Genomic DNA, 17,894 nt, shown 5'->3' on the forward strand with positions numbered 1-17,894 from the left:
CGGTCACTGGGCGGCAGGTCCGAGCGGCAGGGTGAAGCGGACCTCGTAGCCTGCCGTTCCCTGCTGCGGGCCCGCCTCGAACGTGCCGCCGTAGAGGTGGGCCCGTTCGCGCATGCCGACGAGGCCCTGGCCGCTGCCCGGGACGCGCTCGGTCGCGGCACCCCGGGCTGGTGACGGGCCCTCGTCCGTGACGTGGACCGTGAGGAGGTCCGCGGAGTAGACCAGGGAGACCCTCGCCCGGGTCGGGGCCGCGTGTTTGAGGGTGTTGGTCAGGGCTTCCTGGACGATCCGGTAGGCACACAGGTCCGGCCCCGGCGGCAGCGGGCGTGCCGCGCCCGTCGTCTCGATCTCCACGGGGACGCCCGAGGCGCTCACGCGCTCGGTCAGCTCCGGCAGTTTGGCCAGGCCCGTGCCGGCCTCGCCCGTGGACGTCCCGGAGGCGTCGCCGCCATCGGGCGGGACGCGCAGCACCTGCAGGAGTCCGCGCATCTCCTCCAGCGACCGGTGGGCGGTGTCGGCGACGGTGTCCAGGGCGGTGCGGGCGGTGTCGGGGGCGGAGTCGAAGACGTACCGGGCGAGGCCGCTCTGGATGGAGATCACGGAGAGGTGGTGCGCCACCACGTCGTGGAGCTCGCGGGCGATGCGTAATCGCTCCTCGGTCACGGCGTGCCGGGCGCGAGCCGCCTGTTCGACCTGGAGGCGGCGGGTGAGCTCGGTGAGTCGGTCGTTGCGGTCGCGCACACGACGGACGTTGGTGCCGAAGGCCCAGGCCAGGCCCATCACCACCAGGGTCTGCCCGGTGGCCGTCCAGATGCTGACGACATGGGCGGCGACGACCGCGTACTCCTGAACGCCGCCGACCAGCAGCGCGCCCAGTGCCGCGCGGCGCGGTGGCAGGACGGTGGCGAGGGTGTAGAAGGCCAGGACCGGACCCCAGGCGTTGATCGACGGCTGGTAGCCGGCCGCCGTGTAGGCGGTGAGCCCGGCGGTGGAGACCAGGAGCACGGTCCACGGGACGCGGCGGCGAAGTGCCAGCGGGAGGCTGACCGCAAGGCTGATCAGGACGGCGTACTGGTCGAACCGGCGCCAGCCGTCGGGGTGGTACTGCCGGGCGAAGGCCACCGTCACGGCGGCCACGGATACGGCGATGACCGCGTCGATGACCTGCCGCCGGACCGGTGACGCTGCGACGTTGCGCATCCGCGCAGCTTGCCAGAGCGCACGGGAACGTCGCGACTACACCGCAGGGTTGAGGCGGCGTCTTCCGCACGAGGTGTTCGTCAACCGTTGGGTTGATACGGGCCGCTTGCACCACCACACCGGTATCAGAAAGCAGTTCAACCCCGCACCGGATTCCGGGCGCATACAGCCGTCGGTAACTTCCTTTGTGTCGGGACCCTCTCGAAAGAAAAGAGAAGAGCATGAGGATTCGAGCTCTGGCCGCAACCCTGGGAGTTGCCACCTCCATCGGCGTGGGCGTCTCCGTCGCCCCGGCCCATGCCGACGGCTGCCCCAGCACGTACCTGTGTGCCTTCGGATCGGAGAACTACGGCGGCAGTCCGGCGAAGGTGCAGCAGAACAACAAGGACCTCACGGGCTACTGGAAGTTCCGGTACGTGAAGTCTCTCTGGAATTCGGGCAAGCAGTGCACCGCATACCTGTACGGGGGGAGGAACTACTCCGGCGTCAAGCACACGCTGAGCGTCAACGAGGGATACCCCAACCTCAACGCCATTCCCGAATACCGCAGCACAGGCGTCCAGAGCAACCGGTGGTGCCACACCTGAACCGCCTGACGGGCGGCGCGCATCGGGCACTGGTGCACGCCGCCCCTCGAACTCGCTCAACGGAAGGACGCGCCAGTGCGGAAGGCCCTGCGTACGCTCGTAGTGCCGACCGTCGTGCTGGCCGGGGCCGGCGCCGCGCTCGGCTCCTGGGCACTGTCCAGCAGCGACGACAAGCCGTCGGCCACCGCCCCGGAGACGGCGGAAGCACTTCCCGTACCGTTCCCGGAAATCGACTTCTCGCCAGACAAGCAGACCGCGCTGCGTCAGGCAGAGGACCGGCTCGTCGAAGGCTGCATGCGCGACAAAGGGATCACCTACCGCGTGCCGAACGGTTCTTGGAAGCCCGATGTCCAGTCGAATCCCTACGGTCTCCTCACAAAATCGGCAGCGTCGGCGGACGGCTATCTGCTGCCCGAGGAATCTGAACCGTCCCCTGACCCGGAACTGCCCGACCGCGAAAACACCGCCCTCTTCGGCACCGAAGCGCACCAGAAGTCGATCCCCCTTCCGCTGGGCGGAGAAATCGCCGTCCGCACGGACAGTTGCTACAACACGGCGCAGGACCAGCTCTACGGCAAGGACTGGAAAGCCCTCCGTCACACCTTCGAGACGCTCTCCTACGACGTCGTCACGCAAGTCGAGAAGGATTCACGGTTCACGGCGGCCCAGCGCTCGTGGGCCGAATGCCTGCGGAGCGCGCACTACCCGGTGACGACCCTGGACGCGATGGCGCCCCACGCCGTGAAGGTCTTGGAGAGCGTCCACGGGGACGCGAAAGCCACCGCCACGGTCCGCAAGGACCTGCGCGCCATGGCCGTACAGGACGCCGCCTGCCAGAACCGCGCCCGGCTCGCCGAAGCCGTGACAGCCGCGCAGAAGGACGCGCGCAACGGCGTCCTGCGCGGCGCCCGGAGCACCGACCTCGCTCACCTGCGCGAGCTGCGCCGCCACGCGCTCGACACCGCACACCGGATGTCCCTCGACCACGAAGGGAATGACCTGCATTGAGCACGCTCACGAGCCGCCGCTGCCTGGCCCTGTCGGCCGGTGCGCTCGCCCTGATCGCCTTCGCCCAGCCCGGTGCCGCCCATGCGGGCGAGCCGGTGCCGCCCGGCGCGACGGCCACCGCCGAGGACGCCCACCACGCCGGCTCCGGCCTGGCCGCCCTGACCGCCAGATCCGTCGCGCCGCAGGTGAAGACGGGCCTGCGCGGCCTGGACGTCAGCGCCTACCAGGGGAACGTGAACTGGTCCGCCGTACGCTCCGGCGGCGCCTCCTTCGCCTACGTCAAGGCGACCGAGGGGCTGACCTACAAGAACGCGTACTTCTCCCAGCAGTACAACGGATCGGCCGCCGCCGGTCTCCTCCGAGGCGCCTACCACTTCGCGCGGCCCGAGAATTCCGGCGGCGCGGCGCAGGCCGACAACTTCGTCAACCAGGGCGGCGGCTGGAAGAAGGACGGCAAGACGCTGCCCGGCGCGCTCGACATCGAGTACAGCCCGGTGCACGGGGCGCCGGCCTGCTACGGGCTCGGGCAGAGCCAGATGGTCGGCTGGATCGGCGCCTTCGTCGACCGTTACCACGCCCGGACCGGGCGGTACCCGGTCATCTACACGACGACCGACTGGTGGTCCAAGTGCACCGGCAACACCGCGGCCTTCGCGAAGAAGTCGCCGCTGTGGATAGCCAACTTCAACGGCTCGCCCCGCCCCCTTCCCCACGGCTGGTCCGGCTACGCGATCTGGCAGACCGCGGAGAAGGGCCCCTTCCCGGGCGACCAGGACGTCTTCAACGGCTCGCTGCAGGACCTGAAGAAGTTCGCGAACGGTGACTACAGCCCGCCGACGACGCCCGACTGGCCCGCCGTGCAGCAGGGGCAGAGCGGCCCCCAGGTGACCGCCGCGCAGTACCTGCTCAACTCCCACGGCTCGTCCCTGAACGTCGACGGGCAATTCGGCAGCGGCACACGCGACGCCGTCATCGCCTTCCAGAACGCCAACCACCTTACCGCCGACGGCGTCATCGGGCCCAACACCTGGAAGGCCCTGGTCGTCACCACGCAGTCGGGTGCGAGCGGCCCGGCCGTGAAGGCCGTGCAGTCACTGCTGAACTCCCACGGCTCGTCCCTGAACGTCGACGGACAGTTCGGCGGCGGCACACGCGACGCCGTCATCGCCTTCCAGAACGCCAACCACCTCACCGCCGACGGCGTCATCGGCCCCAATACATGGCTGGCGTTGCTCTCGTGAACACGCGGGAGATCGCGCAGCATCTCCGTCGGAACCACCACACCAGTCGGACCCACGAGAGGAATCCACTGTGACCCGCTTCGCTCCCACCGCCGTACTGGCGGCCTGTGGCACCGTTCTGCTCGCCGGTGCCCTGGCGACTCCGGCCATGGCCGAGACCGCCCGCGCCTCCTCCCCCGCCTCGTCCACCCTCGCCGTCGCCAAGCTCACCCAGTCCCAGGCGGAGGCCAGGCTCCGTGCGGCCGGGATCTCCTGGACCTCCAGCGGTCACTGCACCAACCGCAACCACTCCAACTGCACCTCGTTCGAGCAGATCAACGTCTCGACCGTGAACGGCATCATCACGTTCAAGAGGGCCAGCGGCTGCTCGATCACCATCACCGGTGGCACCGAGACCGGCCATGCGTCCGGCTCCAAGAGTCACTGGAACGGCTACAAGGTCGACGTCAACCCGACGGCCTGCGTCACCGACTACATCAAGCGCAACTTCAAGTACATCGGCCAGCGCGGTGACGGCGCCGCGCAGTACCAGTCGTCCGCGGGCAACATCTACGCCCGTGAGTCCACCCACTGGGACATCACCTACCAGGCGTGAGTCCGCCACGGACGACGGCGAGCGGGCCGGGACGCACACGCGTCCCGGCCCGCTCGCCGTCGTGGGCGGTCATCCCCGGGTGAAGGCGAGCACCACGTTGTGCCCGCCGAACGCGAAGGAGTTCGACAGCACGGCGTCGACCCCGGTCTCCAGGCCGTGCGCGCCCACCACGTTCAGGCCCAGCTCCGCATCGGGCTCGTCGAGGTTGGCGGTGGGGGGCACCAGGTTGTGGATCAGGGCCTGGACGCTCGCCACCGCCTCGATGGCGCCCGAGGCGCCCAGCGTGTGGCCGGTCAGCGACTTGGTGGCGGAGACCGGCACCCGGGCGGCGGCGTCGCCCAGGGCCAGGCGGATGGCCTGGGCTTCCGCCGCGTCGTTGAAGGTCGTGCCCGTGCCGTGGGCGTTGACGTAACCGACATCCGCCGCGTCGAGCCGCGCCGAGCGCAGGGCCGCCGTGACCGCGCGGGCGGCGCCGGTGCCGTCCGGGCGGGGGGCGGTGACGTGGTAGGCGTCGGACGAGCGCCCGTAGCCCCGGAACTCGGCGAGCGGGACGGCGCCGCGGGCCGCGGCGTGCTCGGCGGACTCCAGGACGAGCACGGCCGCGCCCTCCCCGAGGACGAAGCCGTCCCGGTCGGCGCTGAACGGGCGGCTGGCCCGCTCCGGTTCGTCGTTGCGGGTCGACAGCGCCCGCATCTTGGCGAAGCCGCCCACCATGCGGGAGGCCAGCGGCGCCTCGGTGCCGCCCGCGAGGACGACGTCGGCCTCGCCCGTCGCGATCATCTGGTGGGCGGCGACGAGGGAGTCCGCGCCGGAGGCACAGGCGGTCACCGCCGCGCTGCTCGGGCCGGTCAGACCGTACTGGATGGTGACCCAGGCGGCGGCGCTGTTGACCATGGACGACGGGATGAACCGGGCGGACAGGCCCTTGTGGCCGTCGGCGCGCTCGAAGGACGCTCGCAGGTTGTGCTCGGTGGTCTCCGTGCCGCCCGCGCCCGAGCCGATGGCCACGCCGATCCTGCTGCGGTCCTCGGCTTCCAGGTCGAGGCCGCTGTCCTGCAGCGCCAACGTGGCGGCGACGGAGGCGAGCTGGGTGCAGCGGTCGGTGGCCCGGGTGTCGCGGCGGGAGAGTTCGAGCTCCGGCGGAAGATCCACCTCGGCGGCGATCCGGACCGGGAGCCCGGCCGGGTCGAAGCGGCTGATCGTGCGGACGCCGCTGCGGCCCTCCGACTGGCCGACGTGGAAGCGCTTGGCCCCCACCCCCACGGAGGTCACCGGGCCGAGCCCGGTGACCACGACCCGGTGGCCGCTCATGCCGCGTCCTCGGCGGATGCGGCCGGTGCCGGCTCCTGTGCCTCTATGTACGAAACCACGTCGCCCAGGGAGCGGAGGGACTCGGCGGCCTCGTCGTCGACGGATAAGCCCAGCCGGCTCTCGACGATGGTCACGAGCTCGACCATGTCGAGCGAGTCCAGGCCCAGGTCCTCCTTGAGCCTGGCCTGCGGGGTGACTTCCTCGGGGAGCAGGCCGAGGCGGTCGACGAGGAAGTCGGTGATCTGCTGCTCGACGGTGCTGCTGGTCATGGTGTTGGCCCTTTCGGTGTGGCTTCGGTGCGGAACTTCGGTACGGACTGGGAATGGTCAGGTGGTCGTGTCAGGCGGCCGACGGCCGCCAGGCGGCCAGGTCGGCGTGGAGGGCGAGCCCGGCGCACACCGCCGCCACGCTGTCGGCGAAACGATCCGCCTCCGCCGTCTCGAGGATCAGCGGCGGCTGGATGCGCAGCACGCGGTTGTGGTTGGCGGTGACGAAGGTGAGGATCCGGTGGTCGCGGGCCAGGCTGCCCACGAACCGCAGGCACATCAGGTCGCCCAGCGTGGACTCGACGGCCTTGCCGACGCCGGACAGCGCGCTGCGCAGGTCGTCGGGCAGCCAGTCCACGAGCGTGTGCAGATCGCCGGGGAGGCGGGTGAGCACCTCGTCGGTGATCGAGCCGACGGCGCCGGAGAAGTCGCCGTCGAATTCGAGGGCGGTCATCAGGCCGATGCCACGGACCTCCTTGACGAAGCCGTACGGGGCGGTCGCCTCGCGCAGCCTGGCGCGCAGGTGGTCGCCGACCTTGCGGGCGTGGCCCGGCAGGTCCCGTTCGGTGAGGACGTCCAGCGTGGCCAGCCCGGCGGCGGCCGCGAAGTTGCCGCCCCCGAAGGTCGAGGAGTGCAGCATGGAGCGGTTGGTGGTCCCGTACGCGGCGTCCCACAGATCGTCGCGGCACAGCGTCGCCGAGATCGGGACGAGGCCGCCGGAGAGCGACTTGGCCAGGCACAGGATGTCGGGGTCGAGGCCGTCGTGGTCGGCGGCGAACAGGGCGCCGGTGCGTCCGAGGCCGGTCTGGATCTCGTCCAGGACGAAGGCGGCGCCCGCCGTGCGGCACAGCTCGCGGGCCGCACGCAGATAGCCCTCGGGCGGGAGCACGACGCCGCCCTCGCCCTGGACCGGCTCGACGATGAAGGCCGCCGCCCCCTCGACGGCCTCGGCGAGCGCGGTCAGGTCGCCGTAGGGCACGGCGACGGTGTCGGGCAGCAGCGGTCCGAAGGGGCCGCGGTGGGCGTCACGGCCGGTCACCGACAGGGCGCCCAGGGTCTTGCCGTGGTAGCTGTTCTCCGCGTACACGAGGCGGGTGCGGCCGGTTCCGGCGCGGGCCAGTTTCAGGGCCGCCTCCACGGCCTCCGTGCCGGAGTTGCCGAAGAAGACGCGCCCGAGCCGGCCGGGGGCCAGAGCGGTGAGCCGCTCGGCGAGTTCGGCGGTCTGGGCGGGCATGGAGACGTACTGGATGAAGGTCGGCGAGCCGTCGTCGAGGAAGCGGCGCAGCCTGGCGGTGACCTCCGGGTGGTTGTGGCCCAGGTTGAGGCAGCCGTACCCGGCGATGAAGTCGAGGTAGTCGGTGCCGTCGGCGGTGGTGAGGGTGGTGCCCTTGGCGCTGGTGAAGACCCGGTCCAGGCCGTGGGCGGCGAAGAGCCGGGCCATGGGCGGGTTGACGTGCTCGCGGAACCGCCGGGTGGTGAGCGCGGTGACGTCCTCGGTGCGGCCGTGCGCGCCGCGGCCGTGGTGGCGGGCGAGCCGTTCGATCGCGGCGTCCGGGACGGTGCGGCCGAAGGAGGCGAGCGGGGTGGGCAGGAAGCCGTGCCGGGCGGCCAGCCGGCCGATGGTCCGTACGCGCTCCAGGTCGAGTTCGCGGCCGAGGGAGAAGGACTCGGGGCGGCCCTCCAGCGCCAGCACCATGGTTTCCGCGAGGCAGCCGTTGAGCTGGCGGCCCGGTGAGGGCAGCGAGCCGTCGCCGACGGTGACCGCGTCGGTGGCGCTGACCAGCCCGCCGTCGATGACCAGGACGTCGCTGCCGGGTGGCGGCGGCTCCTGGACGTCGCGGGGCAGGGCCACGTCGACCACGACCGAGCCCGGGGGCAGCTTCGCGGGGTCGACGAGGCCGCCGACCGAGGAGGCGCTGACGAACAGCCGGGTGCCTGCGGTGCATTCGGCGACGGAGTCGACGATGCGGACGCGCTCGTGGTGGTCGTCGTCGAGGTAGCGCAGCAGGGCGGCGGGGGGCCGGTTGCCGCGGCGGGCCACCAGGTCGAGCGGGAAGCCGTCGGCCAGCAGCAGCCGGGCGATGGCCAGGGCGATGGAGCCGGGGTAGCCGACGACGGCGACCCGGGTGCGCTCCGGTTCCAGGCCGATCAGGCGCACGGTGTGCAGCAGTTCCTGGTGGGCGGCGTAGACGGTGAGGGAGTTGCCGCTGGTGACGGGGATGCCGACGTGCCGGGCGGTCCATTCGCCGCGGTCGCCGACGATGGAGGTGGCGCCGCCGAGTCCGACGAGCTCGGCGCCGGCCTCCTCGCGCAGTGCGGTGACCTCGGCGACGACCATGTCGCGGGCGACGGTGGGGCGGCGCAGCATCTGCTGGGCGGTGTAGGGGAGGTAGCGGACTTCTCCCGTGCAGCGGTCGCCGGTGGCGGAGGTGACGGAGGTCAGCAGCGGCAGCGGGACGTGGTGGCGCGGGGCGTGCGGCGGCGGGGTGCCGCGCTGGTCGTCGTAGAGACGGCTCAGCAGGTCCAGGGCGCGCACCTGGTGGCGGTGTCCGGTGCTGATCGGGTGGGCGAGGAAGCCGAACGTGGCGGACAAGGAGGTGACTCCGTTTCCGGTAAGCGACAAGAGGCGGCGGGCGTGCTCAGTGGGTGCCGCGGGGCGTTTGGGCCAGGGCGAAGGCCAGCTCGGGGAGGTCGTCGCGCTGCCAGCCGAGCGAGGAGAGCAGGCTCAGGCCGTCGCCTTCGTTGTTGTGCGAGAGCAGGACCGAGCAGATGGTGACGGTGGCTTCCTGCCGCAGCCAGGTGTGCAGGTCGGCGTCGGCCGCGTCGTGCACGTGCCGGTGGCGGACGGTGAGTTCGCCGTAGGTGCGGGTCCACTCCGGCTCCAGGAGGTGCAGGACCTGGGTCTGCCGGCTCGCTTCGGCGCCGGCGCGGCCTTCTCGGTAGGTGCGGATGACGGAGTGGCCGCCGTCGATGAGCCGGAAGACGGTGAGGTTGCGGCGGAGCCCGCGTTCGTAGAGGGCGGCTTGCTGGATGAGGGTGGGCAGGATGTCGGGGACGAGCGCGGTGGCGCCGTCGCCGATGAAGGCGAGGACGTTGTCGTCACGGGTGAGGGCGACGGCGGGGACGGCCTGGAGGGCGTCGCCCATCAGGGCCCGTCCGTACCAGCCGGAGAAGCCGGGGCCGGTGCGCGGGAGGTTGCGGATGGCGGAGAGGCCGCCGCGGCCCACGTCGAAGACGCCGGTGTAGGTGTAGCCGGTGGTGCGGATGAGGTCGTCGAGGACGTCGTGGAGCCGCCGGAAGAAGTAGTTGGCGCTCATGGGCAGTACCGGCAGCCGGTGGACGACGTCGGAGGTGCTCTCCCGGGTGCGGGCGATGGCGTCGCGGCGGGCGGCGAGCAGCTCCGGGGAGATGTCGAGGCCTGCCCGGAGGGCGGTGAGGAAGGGCAGGGCGGCGGCGTGCACGGGGTGGTCGGCGAAGGGGGCGAGGTGGGCCCGCTCGTGGGTGACCTGCACGATGCGCAGCCGCCGGGCCAGGGCGGCGGGCGAGAAGGGGGTGGCGGCCTCGGCGATGCGGCTCTTGAGGAAGAGCAGGGCCTGTTCGCTGCGGGGCCGCAGCCGCCCGTCCTCGTGCAGGTAGTCGTGGACGCGGGCGGAGAAGGCGTACATCCCCAGGGTGCCCAGGTACTCCTCGACGGCTTTCCCGTCGCGGTACTTGGCGACGCTGCCCGGGTGGGTGAGGGAGTCGGCCAGGGCGATTCCGGCGCGGGCGGCGATGTCGTGGACGAGGCCGGATTCCTCCGCGTCGAGGGGGCCGCACTGCCACAGCAGACGGGCGGGGCCGGATTCGACGAGCCGGCGTACGGGTTCCAGGGCGCTCTCGGTGACGTCGAGGGTGGCGGCGGGCGGCCGGGCGTGGCTGCGGGCCAGGGCTTCGAGCCGGTCCGGTGAGCCCGCGGCGTCCAGGACGGCCGGGGTGGCGAGGAGGAAGACGGGGCCGCGGCCCGCGTGGTAGGCGGCGCAGGCCTCGGCGAGGCCGTCTTCGAGGCGGTCGGGGTCGTCGAGGTAGACGTGGGGCAGGCCTTTGGCGGCCAGGACGGCGCGGGAGTCCTCGGCGGCGTGCACGGTCCCCTGGAAGGGGTACCAGGCGCCGGGGGTGGTCTCGGCGCAGACGACGAAGCCGCGGGCCCGTGCGTCGCGCATGTTGGCCAGGGTGCCGCGGAATTCGTCGACCATGCCGCTGGTGACGACGATGAGGAAGGGTGCGCCGTCCAGCTGCCAGCGGGCCAGGGCGCCGCAGGCCAGGGCGTGTTCGCTGGGGCCGCGCAGGACCGGGTTGCCGGTGGTGGCGGCGAGGCGGTCGAGGTCGGCGATGGTGCCGGAGACGACGGAGCCGGTGTAGTAGTGCAGTCCCCAGGGGCCGCCGGGCTGCCTGCCGAGGAAGGAGTGCAGGGCGGTGGCGAGGGCGGAGGTGCCGGTGCGGGTGGCGGTGCGCAGCGCGGAGCCGGTGTGGCGCACCTGCACGTGGTCGGTGAAGGCGCAGACGACGTCGGCGGAGAGCACCCAGTCGTGGGCGGGCAGGGCGCGCAGTACGTAGGGCCTGGCGACGTGGACGCGGGCGGTGCCGGCCGGGGCCGCGGCGTCGTAGACGAGGGTGCCGTGGGCGGTGAGGGTGGAGCGCAGGTGCGCGGGCAGGTCGTCGGCGAGGGCGGCGAGGGCGTCCGGGAGCGCGCGGTCGAAGGGTTCGGTGCCCAGGCCCGCGCCGTCGGCATCGACGAGGAGGAGCGGGAGGGACTCGCCACCCGCGGGCGGAGGTGGCAGCTCGCGCAGGGCGCGGGCGGCGGCCGGGAGGGTGTCGGCGGTGACGTGGCGGAGCTCGGCTTCGGGCAGGGCGCGGTCGAGGTAGCGCAGGGCCCTGGCGAGGGTTTCGGCGTGGGCCGCGGGCGGCTCGGCACTATGTGAGCTCGATTTGAGGATCGTATTTCCGCCGTCACCGGGACCCAGCCGCCGACGGGAACCGGTGGTCAGTTCTCCGAGGGCGCCGGCGACGACGGCGTGAAAGGCTGGATGTTTTCCTACGGAAAGAATCAGGAATCGGTGTCCTAATTCCGGTGACGAGCTGGTGGGCACGTCCGGTCCTCCGTTCGACTGAGCGCGAGGAGATGCCCTTTCCGGGCGCGAGGTATTGCACCGGGGAAGTTGTCCGGCGACAATGGAGGCGGTCCCGGAAGTGGAATGTCCGGGCGCCTTCGATGGTGTCCTGCCGGGGTGACGGCGGCGTTTCCCCAGGGAAAACGCCGGGCGGCACGACAAAAGGATGCGAGGCGGCCGCCCTGCGCTCGCTACCACGATCTGGCGTGGTGCGGCAGGGGTACGGGCCGGATGCCGGCAAATCCCGGCAGGGATTTTACATGGCCGATGTACAGTGTTTACACGACGTTGCAGCGTGCATGTCTGGCCCCCGTGTGAAGCATTCTCTAAGCATTCTCGGTGGGATCCCGCGTTCGCTTGCACTAGCCATCATTCATGATTCACAGACATGCGGTCAAGCCGCGCCGAAAGTCGATCAGGTGGCGAGTGTCACGCAACCGGACCGGGCCGTACGGAGTCTGTTACCCGATGCGGGATTACGCTGGCTGAACGTCCGATAAACGCCCCCCGAGGTCTCGATTCCGATGCACGGAGTTCATGAATCCGCTTGATCGAAATGCTTCGGCATTGATTTCATACAGCCATGACGAACTCGAAACTGCGGCGTAACGGCCGTGTAGTCGTCCTCGGCGGTTACGGTGCCGTGGGCCGGGTGACGGCCCAGGCGCTGGCCGGGCGCTTCCCCGGCCGGGTGGTCGTGGCCGGGCGGGACGGCGACCGCGCCGCGCGGCTCGCCGCCGGGAGCGGTGGCACGCTGCTGGCCGCCCAGGCCGACCTCGCCGACCCCGCCTCCCTGGAGCGCGCGCTCGACGGCGCGGGCCTGGCCGTCCTCGCCGTCGAGCCGCGCACCGCGGCCCAGCACCCGGCCCGGCTCCTCTTCGAGCACGGCGTCGGCCTCGTGGACGTGGCGGCCACGCACCGGATGATCCGGTGCGTCGAGCAACTGGGCGGTCTCGCCCGCTCCCGCGGGGCGACGGCCGTGCTGAGCGTCGGCGTCGCGCCCGGCCTGACCAATCTGCTGGCCCGCCGCCTCCACGACGAACTGGGCGGCGCCGACCGGATCGACCTGTCCGTCCTGCTCGGCTCCGGCGAGGCGCACGGCAAGGACTCCGTCCGCTGGACGGTCTCCCAACTCGCCGAGGGGAACCAGGAGTCGGCGCGGCCGCTGCGGGCGGGGATGGGGCCCTCGGGCCGGGCGCGCATGCATCACGCCTTCCCGTTCTCGGACCAGTACACGCTGCGCCGTACGCTCGACGTGCCCGAGGTGACCACCCGGCTGAGCCTGGACTCGGGGTTCCTGACCGGCCTGCTGTTCGGGATGCGCGGGGCCGGTGTCTTCCGGGCCGCGCGGCTGGCCCGGCTCGAGGCGCCGCTCACCTCGGCGATCACCCGGGTGCACGTCGGCGGCGAGGACTTCGCGGTGCGCGCCGACGCGCACTTCCACGGCCGCCATGCGGCGCGGGCCCTGACGGCCCGTTCACAGACGCGCATCACGGGCCTGGTGGCGGCCGAGGTGGCGGCCCGGGTGCTGGCGGGCGGCCTGCCGGAGGGGGTGCACCACATCGAGCAGCTGGACTCCCTCGCCGACGTGCCCTCGGCGCTCGCCGGGGCGGGCCTGACCTCCTGGCGGATCGGCGCCGGGGCCTGACGCGGGCACCGCGCGAGCTCGGGGCGGGGCCACCGGGTCACCGGCCGGCCCCGCGCTGCTTGACGAGGGACGGGGCCGCGGACCCATCGACCCCCTCTCCCTCAGGCTGCACCGGCTGCCGCACGGCCAGCCGCTCGCCCTCCATGTCGACCTTGGGCACGACCCGCTCCAGGAAGCCGGGGAACCACCACGCGGCTCGGCCCAGCAGCGCCATCACCGCGGGCACCAGCGCCATCCGCACCACGAAGGCGTCGATGACCACCCCGACGGCCAGCGCGAAGCCGATGGGCTGCACGATCGGGTCGTGGCCGAAGGCGAAGCTGCCGAACACCGAGATCATGATGAGCGCGGCGGCCGTCACCACCCGTGCCCCGTTGCCGAAGCCGGAGACCACGGCCGGGCGCGGCTCGGCCCCGTGGGCGCGCTCCTCCTTCATCCGGGAGACCAGAAACAGCTCGTAGTCCATCGCCAGACCGAAGAGGACCCCGATGAGCAGAATCGGAAGAAAGCTCACCACCGGCCCCGTCCTCGGCACCGGGAAGACGTCGGAGAGCCAGCCCCACTGGTAGACCGCGACCACCGCGCCGGTGGCGGCGGCGATGCTCAGCAGGAAGCCGGCGATGGCCTTGAGCGGCACCAGCACCGAGCGGAAGGCGAGGGCGAGCAGGATCAGCGAGATGCCCACGATCACGGCGAGGAACGGCGGGAGGGCGTCACCGAGCTTCCTGGAGACGTCGATGTTGCCCGCGGTGGTGCCGGACACCGCGATGTCCACGCCGGACCGCCGCAGCTCCGGGCGCTGGTCCCGGATGCGGGAGACCAGGTCCGCAGTGGAGCGGGAGTCGGGGCCGCCTTCCGGAATGACCGGGACGGCGGCCAGCTTGCCGCTCTTGTCGAAGGACGGCGCGAGCGGTGTGGCGACGCCGGGTAACTGGGCCAGCTGCTGGGCGACTTGCTGGACGGCCCGGTCGGGGCGCTCGGCGCGGGAGGCGTCGACGACGGTGACCAGCGGCCCGTTGAAGCCCTGCCCGAAGCCTTCGCTGACGAGGTCGTAGGCCTTGCGGGCGGTGGTGCTCCTGCCGTACGAGCCGCCGCCGGGCAGGCCCAGCCGCAGGTCCTTCGCAGGGATGGCCACGGCGCCGACGGCCACCAGGCAGGCCAGCAGCACGGCCACCGGCCGCCGCACGACGAAGCGCCCCCAGCGCTCCCCCGCACCGGGCCCGGCACCGGCCGCCCGCTTCCGCAGCCCCGGCACCGGCAGCCGTTCGACGGAGCGTCCCGCGTAACCGAGCAGCGCGGGAAGGAGGGTGATGGCGACCAGCATGGCGATGACCACGGCCCCGGCGGCGGACAGGCCCATCACCGTCAGGAACGGCACCCCGGCCACGGCCAGCCCAGCCAGTGCCACGACCACCGTCGCGCCCGCGAAGACCACCGCGCTGCCCGCCGTGCCGCCCGCCCGCGCGGCGGCCTCCTCCGGCGCCATCCCCTCGGCCAGGTTCTGCCGGTGCCGCGAGACGATGAACAGGGCGTAGTCGATGCCGACCGCCATGCCGATCATCAGGGCCAGCACCGGCGCGGTGGAGATGACGTCGAACGCGCCGGTCAGCGCGAGCAGTCCGGCCATTCCCACGCCCACGCCGACGACGGCGCTCGCCAGCGGCAGCCCCGCGGCGACGAGCGAGCCGAAGGTGATCAGCAGGACGAGCACGGCGACCCCGACGCCGATAACCTCACCGCCCTCCACCTGCACGGTCGGGGTGTAGGCGTCGCCGCCGAACTCCACTTGCAGCCCGGCGTCGCGGGCGCTCGCCCCGGCCTTGCGCACGGCATCCCTCGGCCCGTCGCCCAGGTCACGCAGCTTCTTGTCGAAGACGACCTGGGCGAGGGCGATCCGGCCGTCGCGCGAGACGGCCTGGGAGGCGAACGGTTCGCGGACGCCCGCCACGCCCTCGGCCCTGCCGATGGCCGCGGCGGCCGTCCCGACCGCCTTGCGGTGCTCGGGGGTGGTCAGCGTCTCGCCCTTGCGGGCGGCGAAGACGACTTGGGCGGAGGCGTTCGCGTACTCGGGGAGGGTGTCCGCGATGCGGTCCAGGGCCCGCTGCGCCTCGGTGCCGGGCACCCGGAACTCGTCGCTCGTCTTCCCGGAGAACGCCGCCGCCAGGCCGCCGAGGCCTATCAGCAGCGCCAGCCAGATCGCCAGGACGGCCGTGCGGCGGCGGTAGCAGGACCGGGCCAGGCGGTAGAGGAACGTGGCCATTTCAGGGTGCCTCCAGGTGCGGACGTGCACAGAACGGAGAGATGCCTGCGAGCCCACCATACGCACGACTTGGTCGCTCGACAAAGTCATTGGGTGAAGTCGGGCGAATAAGTTGTTCGATGAAGTCACTTGAAGAAGGCGCTTTACCCGGTCGATACTCTGGGGCCATGGCCCATGTCCCCGCCGCCGAGCGGCGCCCCCAGCTCGTCCAGGCCGCCATCGACCTGATGGCCCGTGAAGGAGTCGACGCCGGGAGCACCCGCGCCATCGCGGCCGAACTCGGCGTGGCACAGGCGACGGTGCACTACACCTTCGGCACCAAGCGCGACCTGTACCGCGCGGTCATCGAGCAGTTGACGGCCGAGCTCGTCGAGCTGGTGCGCCGCGCGGCGCCCGACGGGCCGCACTTCGAGGAGTCGCTGCGCCTGATGGCCGGGGCGCTGTGGCAGGGGCTGCGCCAGCAGCCCGGCCGCTACCTGCTCTTCATCGAGCTGACGACGTACGCGCTGCGCAACCCCGAACTGCACGAGGTGCTGCGGGCCCACCAGAGCGACCTGGAGCAGACGGCGGCAAAGATGATCTCGGACGTCGCCGAGCGCGCCGAACGCCCCCTGGCCGCCCCGCCGGTGACCCTGGCCCGCTTCTTCCTGGCGGGCTTCGACGGGCTCGCGCTGCGCCACCTGGTCATCGACGACGACGCCTCCGCCACGGGCCTGGAGCACCTGGTGGCGGCCACGCTGGCCCTCGCGGGCGAGGGGCGGGCCGCCACCGGGGCCGTGTTCAGTACGCCTGCACCAAGAGCTTGAGCCCCCGGCAGCCGAACAGCGCCTCGAAGTCCCGGCCGCGGTAGTCCGCCCGCACCTCGAAGCCGTTGCGCTCCCAGGCCCGTTGGGCGCGCACGTTGCCGTCCAGGCACATGACCTGCGCGTGCTCGCGGCCGCGCGCCCGGCCCAGGTCCAGCGCGTGCCCGAGGAGGGCGTCGACGACCCCGGCGCCCCGGAAGGACGGGAGGACGGCGACGTTCTCGATGCCCCACGCCCCCGCGTAGTCGCCCGGGACGCAGGAGGCGAAGACCGCCTGCCGGGCCGGCATTCCGGGGAAGACCCCTGCGCCGGGCCCGCCGTTCTCCGCGGCGGTCAGGGCGGCGAACTCCCCGGCCAGCGCGTCGATGCCCTCGGCCGCCGGGTCGAAGACGGTCAGGGCTCCCGCGGGGGTGCCGTCCACCTCAGCCACCCGACAGCGGGACAGATGGCACCAGTGCGGCCGCGGTGAGCGGGCGAGCGCCCGCAGCACCTCCGTGGCCACCTCCACCGGCGCACCGAAGAGCACCTCCCAGCAGGAGCGGCTCAGATGCGAGGTGGCCGCTGTGATCATGGCCCATACGAAGAAGTCCAGGTCTCCTTCGTCCGCTTGCCGCACGGTGACGACGTGGGCCGGGGTCTGGGTCTCGGTCTGGATCCGGGTGCCGAACTGCCGCATGACACACCCTCCTCGGAACGGAAGCGAGTCTCCCGGAACCGACCATACCGCCAACTTGGTCGAGCGACCCAGTCAAGCGACAAAAACCTTTGCCCGTCTGCCAGTGAGCCCGTCCGCCGGTGGGCTCATCTGCCGGTGAAGAGGTTCCGCACCCGGCGGCCCCGCCACCGCGGGCCGTAGTCCTCGTCGGTGTCGCCGCTCTCGTCGTCCGGGCCGTGCAGCACCGTCCAGCTCACCGCGGAGACGGCCGGCTCCAGCGAGAGCCTGCTGACGGCCTCCTCCAGCAGGCTGTCGTCCCGCTTCTCCGTGGTGATCCCGGCCGAGACGATCACCTTGCCCGGGGTGTCCGCGTCGCGGCTGTGCACCGAGCGCAGCAGGAAGTCCGGCCGGGCCACGGCCTGTACGACGAGGGTGCGCACATGCGCCTCCTCCGGCTCGGTGCAGACCACCTCGAAGAGGTAGCCGGTGGCCACCTCCGCCCCGCCGTGCCCACCCCGGTCCAGGCCCCGGGCCAGCGGCCGCAGCAGCGTGTTGGCGCCGACGACCCCCGCCGTGCCGAGCATCGCCACCACGTACAGGCCGGTCCCGGCCAGCGCGCCGACGGCCGCCGAACACCACAGCGTCGCCGCCGTGTTCAGGCCGCGCACGTTCAGCCCGTCGCGCATGATGACGCCCGCGCCGAGGAAGCCGATGCCGGAGACGATCTGCGCGGCCACCCGGGAGCCGTCGTAGCCCGTCGTGCTCGTCGCGGCGGCGAAGCCGTACTGCGAGAGCAGGACGAAGAGCGCGGATCCGGCCGCGACCAGGGCGTTCGTACGGAGGCCGGCCATCCGGGCCCGCCACTGGCGTTCGAGTCCGATGATCGCACCGAACCCCAGGCCCGCCGTGATGTTGGCCGCCATGTGCCACTCGTTGACGATGACCACGGTCCACCCTCCTCGTCCTGTCGTCTCCGCTCTCTTATCGGCGGCTCGCGGCCGGGTGCTGAACCGCCGGACGGGAAGGGAGACGACGAGGGCGGCGCGCGGCCCAGGCCGCGAGCCGCCCCCAAAGCGGGTGTCGTGGCCGGGGGAGGGGGGGGCGAGCGGCGGGCAGGTGCCCCGCGCGCCCCGCGCCCGGCCCGGGGAGAGCGAGGTCAAGCCCGTGGGCCCC

14 protein-coding genes are annotated in these 17,894 nt (G+C 72.3%); 6 read left to right on the forward strand and 8 right to left on the reverse strand.

Features of this window, described 5'->3' with window-relative positions; genetic code table 11:
• Positions 1-3 precede the first annotated feature (3 nt).
• Complete coding sequence (locus FHS39_RS22695; protein ID WP_221463095.1) at positions 4-1,200, reverse strand: sensor histidine kinase; 1,197 nt, start codon at positions 1,198-1,200, stop codon at positions 4-6.
• Between the two features lie 221 nt (positions 1,201-1,421).
• Here FHS39_RS22695 and FHS39_RS22700 point away from each other — a divergent pair, with 221 nt between their 5' ends.
• From FHS39_RS22700 to FHS39_RS22715, 4 genes are all read left to right on the forward strand, one after another.
• Positions 1,422-1,787 (forward strand): peptidase inhibitor family I36 protein, encoded by a 366-nt coding sequence (locus FHS39_RS22700; RefSeq protein ID WP_184351266.1) that lies wholly within the window; start codon positions 1,422-1,424, stop codon positions 1,785-1,787.
• Between the two features lie 102 nt (positions 1,788-1,889).
• Positions 1,890-2,795 carry a hypothetical protein gene (locus FHS39_RS22705; RefSeq protein WP_184351267.1) on the forward strand — a complete coding sequence of 302 codons (906 nt, stop codon included), beginning with the start codon at positions 1,890-1,892 and terminating at the stop codon, positions 2,793-2,795.
• Positions 2,792-4,036, forward strand: coding sequence for a GH25 family lysozyme (locus FHS39_RS22710; RefSeq protein ID WP_184351268.1), 1,245 nt, complete (start codon positions 2,792-2,794; stop codon positions 4,034-4,036). Before FHS39_RS22705 ends, FHS39_RS22710 begins: the two co-directional genes overlap by 4 nt.
• 148 nt (positions 4,037-4,184) lie before the next feature.
• Positions 4,185-4,631, forward strand: a complete 447-nt coding sequence (locus FHS39_RS22715; protein ID WP_246470422.1) for a hypothetical protein — start codon at positions 4,185-4,187, stop codon at positions 4,629-4,631.
• 69 nt (positions 4,632-4,700) lie between these two features.
• Here the strand turns inward: FHS39_RS22715 and FHS39_RS22720 are convergent, their stop codons facing one another.
• The 4 genes from FHS39_RS22720 to FHS39_RS22735 all read right to left on the reverse strand — a co-directional run bounded on the left by FHS39_RS22720 (position 4,701) and on the right by FHS39_RS22735 (position 11,334).
• A complete protein-coding gene (locus tag FHS39_RS22720; protein WP_184351270.1) occupies positions 4,701-5,942 on the reverse strand; it encodes a beta-ketoacyl-[acyl-carrier-protein] synthase family protein in 1,242 nt (413 codons plus the stop codon).
• Positions 5,939-6,211, reverse strand: coding sequence for an acyl carrier protein (locus tag FHS39_RS22725; protein ID WP_184351271.1), 273 nt, complete (start codon positions 6,209-6,211; stop codon positions 5,939-5,941). The genes FHS39_RS22720 and FHS39_RS22725 overlap by 4 nt, the downstream gene beginning before the upstream one ends.
• 70 nt (positions 6,212-6,281) lie before the next feature.
• Positions 6,282-8,801: a prodigiosin MAP biosynthesis aminotransferase PigE gene (gene pigE / locus FHS39_RS22730; protein WP_221463096.1), complete on the reverse strand. Its 2,520-nt coding sequence runs from the start codon at positions 8,799-8,801 to the stop codon at positions 6,282-6,284.
• A 46-nt stretch (positions 8,802-8,847) separates the two neighbouring features.
• Entirely contained in the window at positions 8,848-11,334 is a 2,487-nt protein-coding gene (locus FHS39_RS22735; protein WP_184351273.1) for a hypothetical protein, read from the reverse strand.
• Between the two features lie 604 nt (positions 11,335-11,938).
• Here FHS39_RS22735 and FHS39_RS22740 point away from each other — a divergent pair.
• The gene (locus FHS39_RS22740) at positions 11,939-13,003 is read left to right on the forward strand and encodes a saccharopine dehydrogenase family protein (RefSeq protein ID WP_184351274.1); all 1,065 of its coding nucleotides are present in this window, start codon (positions 11,939-11,941) and stop codon (positions 13,001-13,003) included.
• Positions 13,004-13,040: 37 nt separating this feature from the next.
• On the opposite strand, the gene FHS39_RS22745 is transcribed toward FHS39_RS22740, so the two are convergent.
• Positions 13,041-15,263 (reverse strand): MMPL family transporter, encoded by a 2,223-nt coding sequence (locus FHS39_RS22745; RefSeq protein ID WP_184351275.1) that lies wholly within the window; start codon positions 15,261-15,263, stop codon positions 13,041-13,043.
• A gap of 167 nt (positions 15,264-15,430) precedes the next feature.
• Between FHS39_RS22745 and FHS39_RS22750 the strand changes: the two genes are divergently transcribed.
• A complete protein-coding gene (locus FHS39_RS22750) occupies positions 15,431-16,069 on the forward strand; it encodes a TetR/AcrR family transcriptional regulator (RefSeq protein WP_184351276.1) in 639 nt (212 codons plus the stop codon).
• Here the strand turns inward: FHS39_RS22750 and FHS39_RS22755 are convergent.
• Complete coding sequence (locus FHS39_RS22755; protein WP_184351277.1) at positions 16,044-16,742, reverse strand: GNAT family N-acetyltransferase; 699 nt, start codon at positions 16,740-16,742, stop codon at positions 16,044-16,046. The genes FHS39_RS22750 and FHS39_RS22755 overlap by 26 nt on opposite strands.
• Positions 16,743-16,867: 125 nt before the next feature.
• Positions 16,868-17,668, reverse strand: a complete 801-nt coding sequence (locus tag FHS39_RS22760; RefSeq protein ID WP_343069692.1) for an MgtC/SapB family protein — start codon at positions 17,666-17,668, stop codon at positions 16,868-16,870.
• Positions 17,669-17,894 lie beyond the last annotated feature (226 nt).

Source organism: Streptomyces olivoverticillatus (assembly GCF_014203555.1).
GTDB classification, from domain to species: domain Bacteria; phylum Actinomycetota; class Actinomycetes; order Streptomycetales; family Streptomycetaceae; genus Streptomyces; species Streptomyces olivoverticillatus.

Bases quoted from the DNA above. Each gene is read 5' to 3' on its own strand.
- FHS39_RS22695 (WP_221463095.1), bottom strand. From the start codon at position 1,200: ATGCGCAACGTCGCAGCGTCACCGGTCCGGCGGCAGGTCATCGACGCG.
- FHS39_RS22700 (WP_184351266.1), top strand. From the start codon at position 1,422: ATGAGGATTCGAGCTCTGGCCGCAACCCTGGGAGTTGCCACCTCCATC.
- FHS39_RS22715 (WP_246470422.1), top strand. From the start codon at position 4,185: ATGGCCGAGACCGCCCGCGCCTCCTCCCCCGCCTCGTCCACCCTCGCC.
- FHS39_RS22720 (WP_184351270.1), bottom strand. From the start codon at position 5,942: ATGAGCGGCCACCGGGTCGTGGTCACCGGGCTCGGCCCGGTGACCTCC.
- FHS39_RS22725 (WP_184351271.1), bottom strand. From the start codon at position 6,211: ATGACCAGCAGCACCGTCGAGCAGCAGATCACCGACTTCCTCGTCGAC.
- FHS39_RS22740 (WP_184351274.1), top strand. From the start codon at position 11,939: ATGACGAACTCGAAACTGCGGCGTAACGGCCGTGTAGTCGTCCTCGGC.
- FHS39_RS22745 (WP_184351275.1), bottom strand. From the start codon at position 15,263: ATGGCCACGTTCCTCTACCGCCTGGCCCGGTCCTGCTACCGCCGCCGC.
- FHS39_RS22750 (WP_184351276.1), top strand. From the start codon at position 15,431: ATGGCCCATGTCCCCGCCGCCGAGCGGCGCCCCCAGCTCGTCCAGGCC.
- FHS39_RS22755 (WP_184351277.1), bottom strand. From the start codon at position 16,742: ATGCGGCAGTTCGGCACCCGGATCCAGACCGAGACCCAGACCCCGGCC.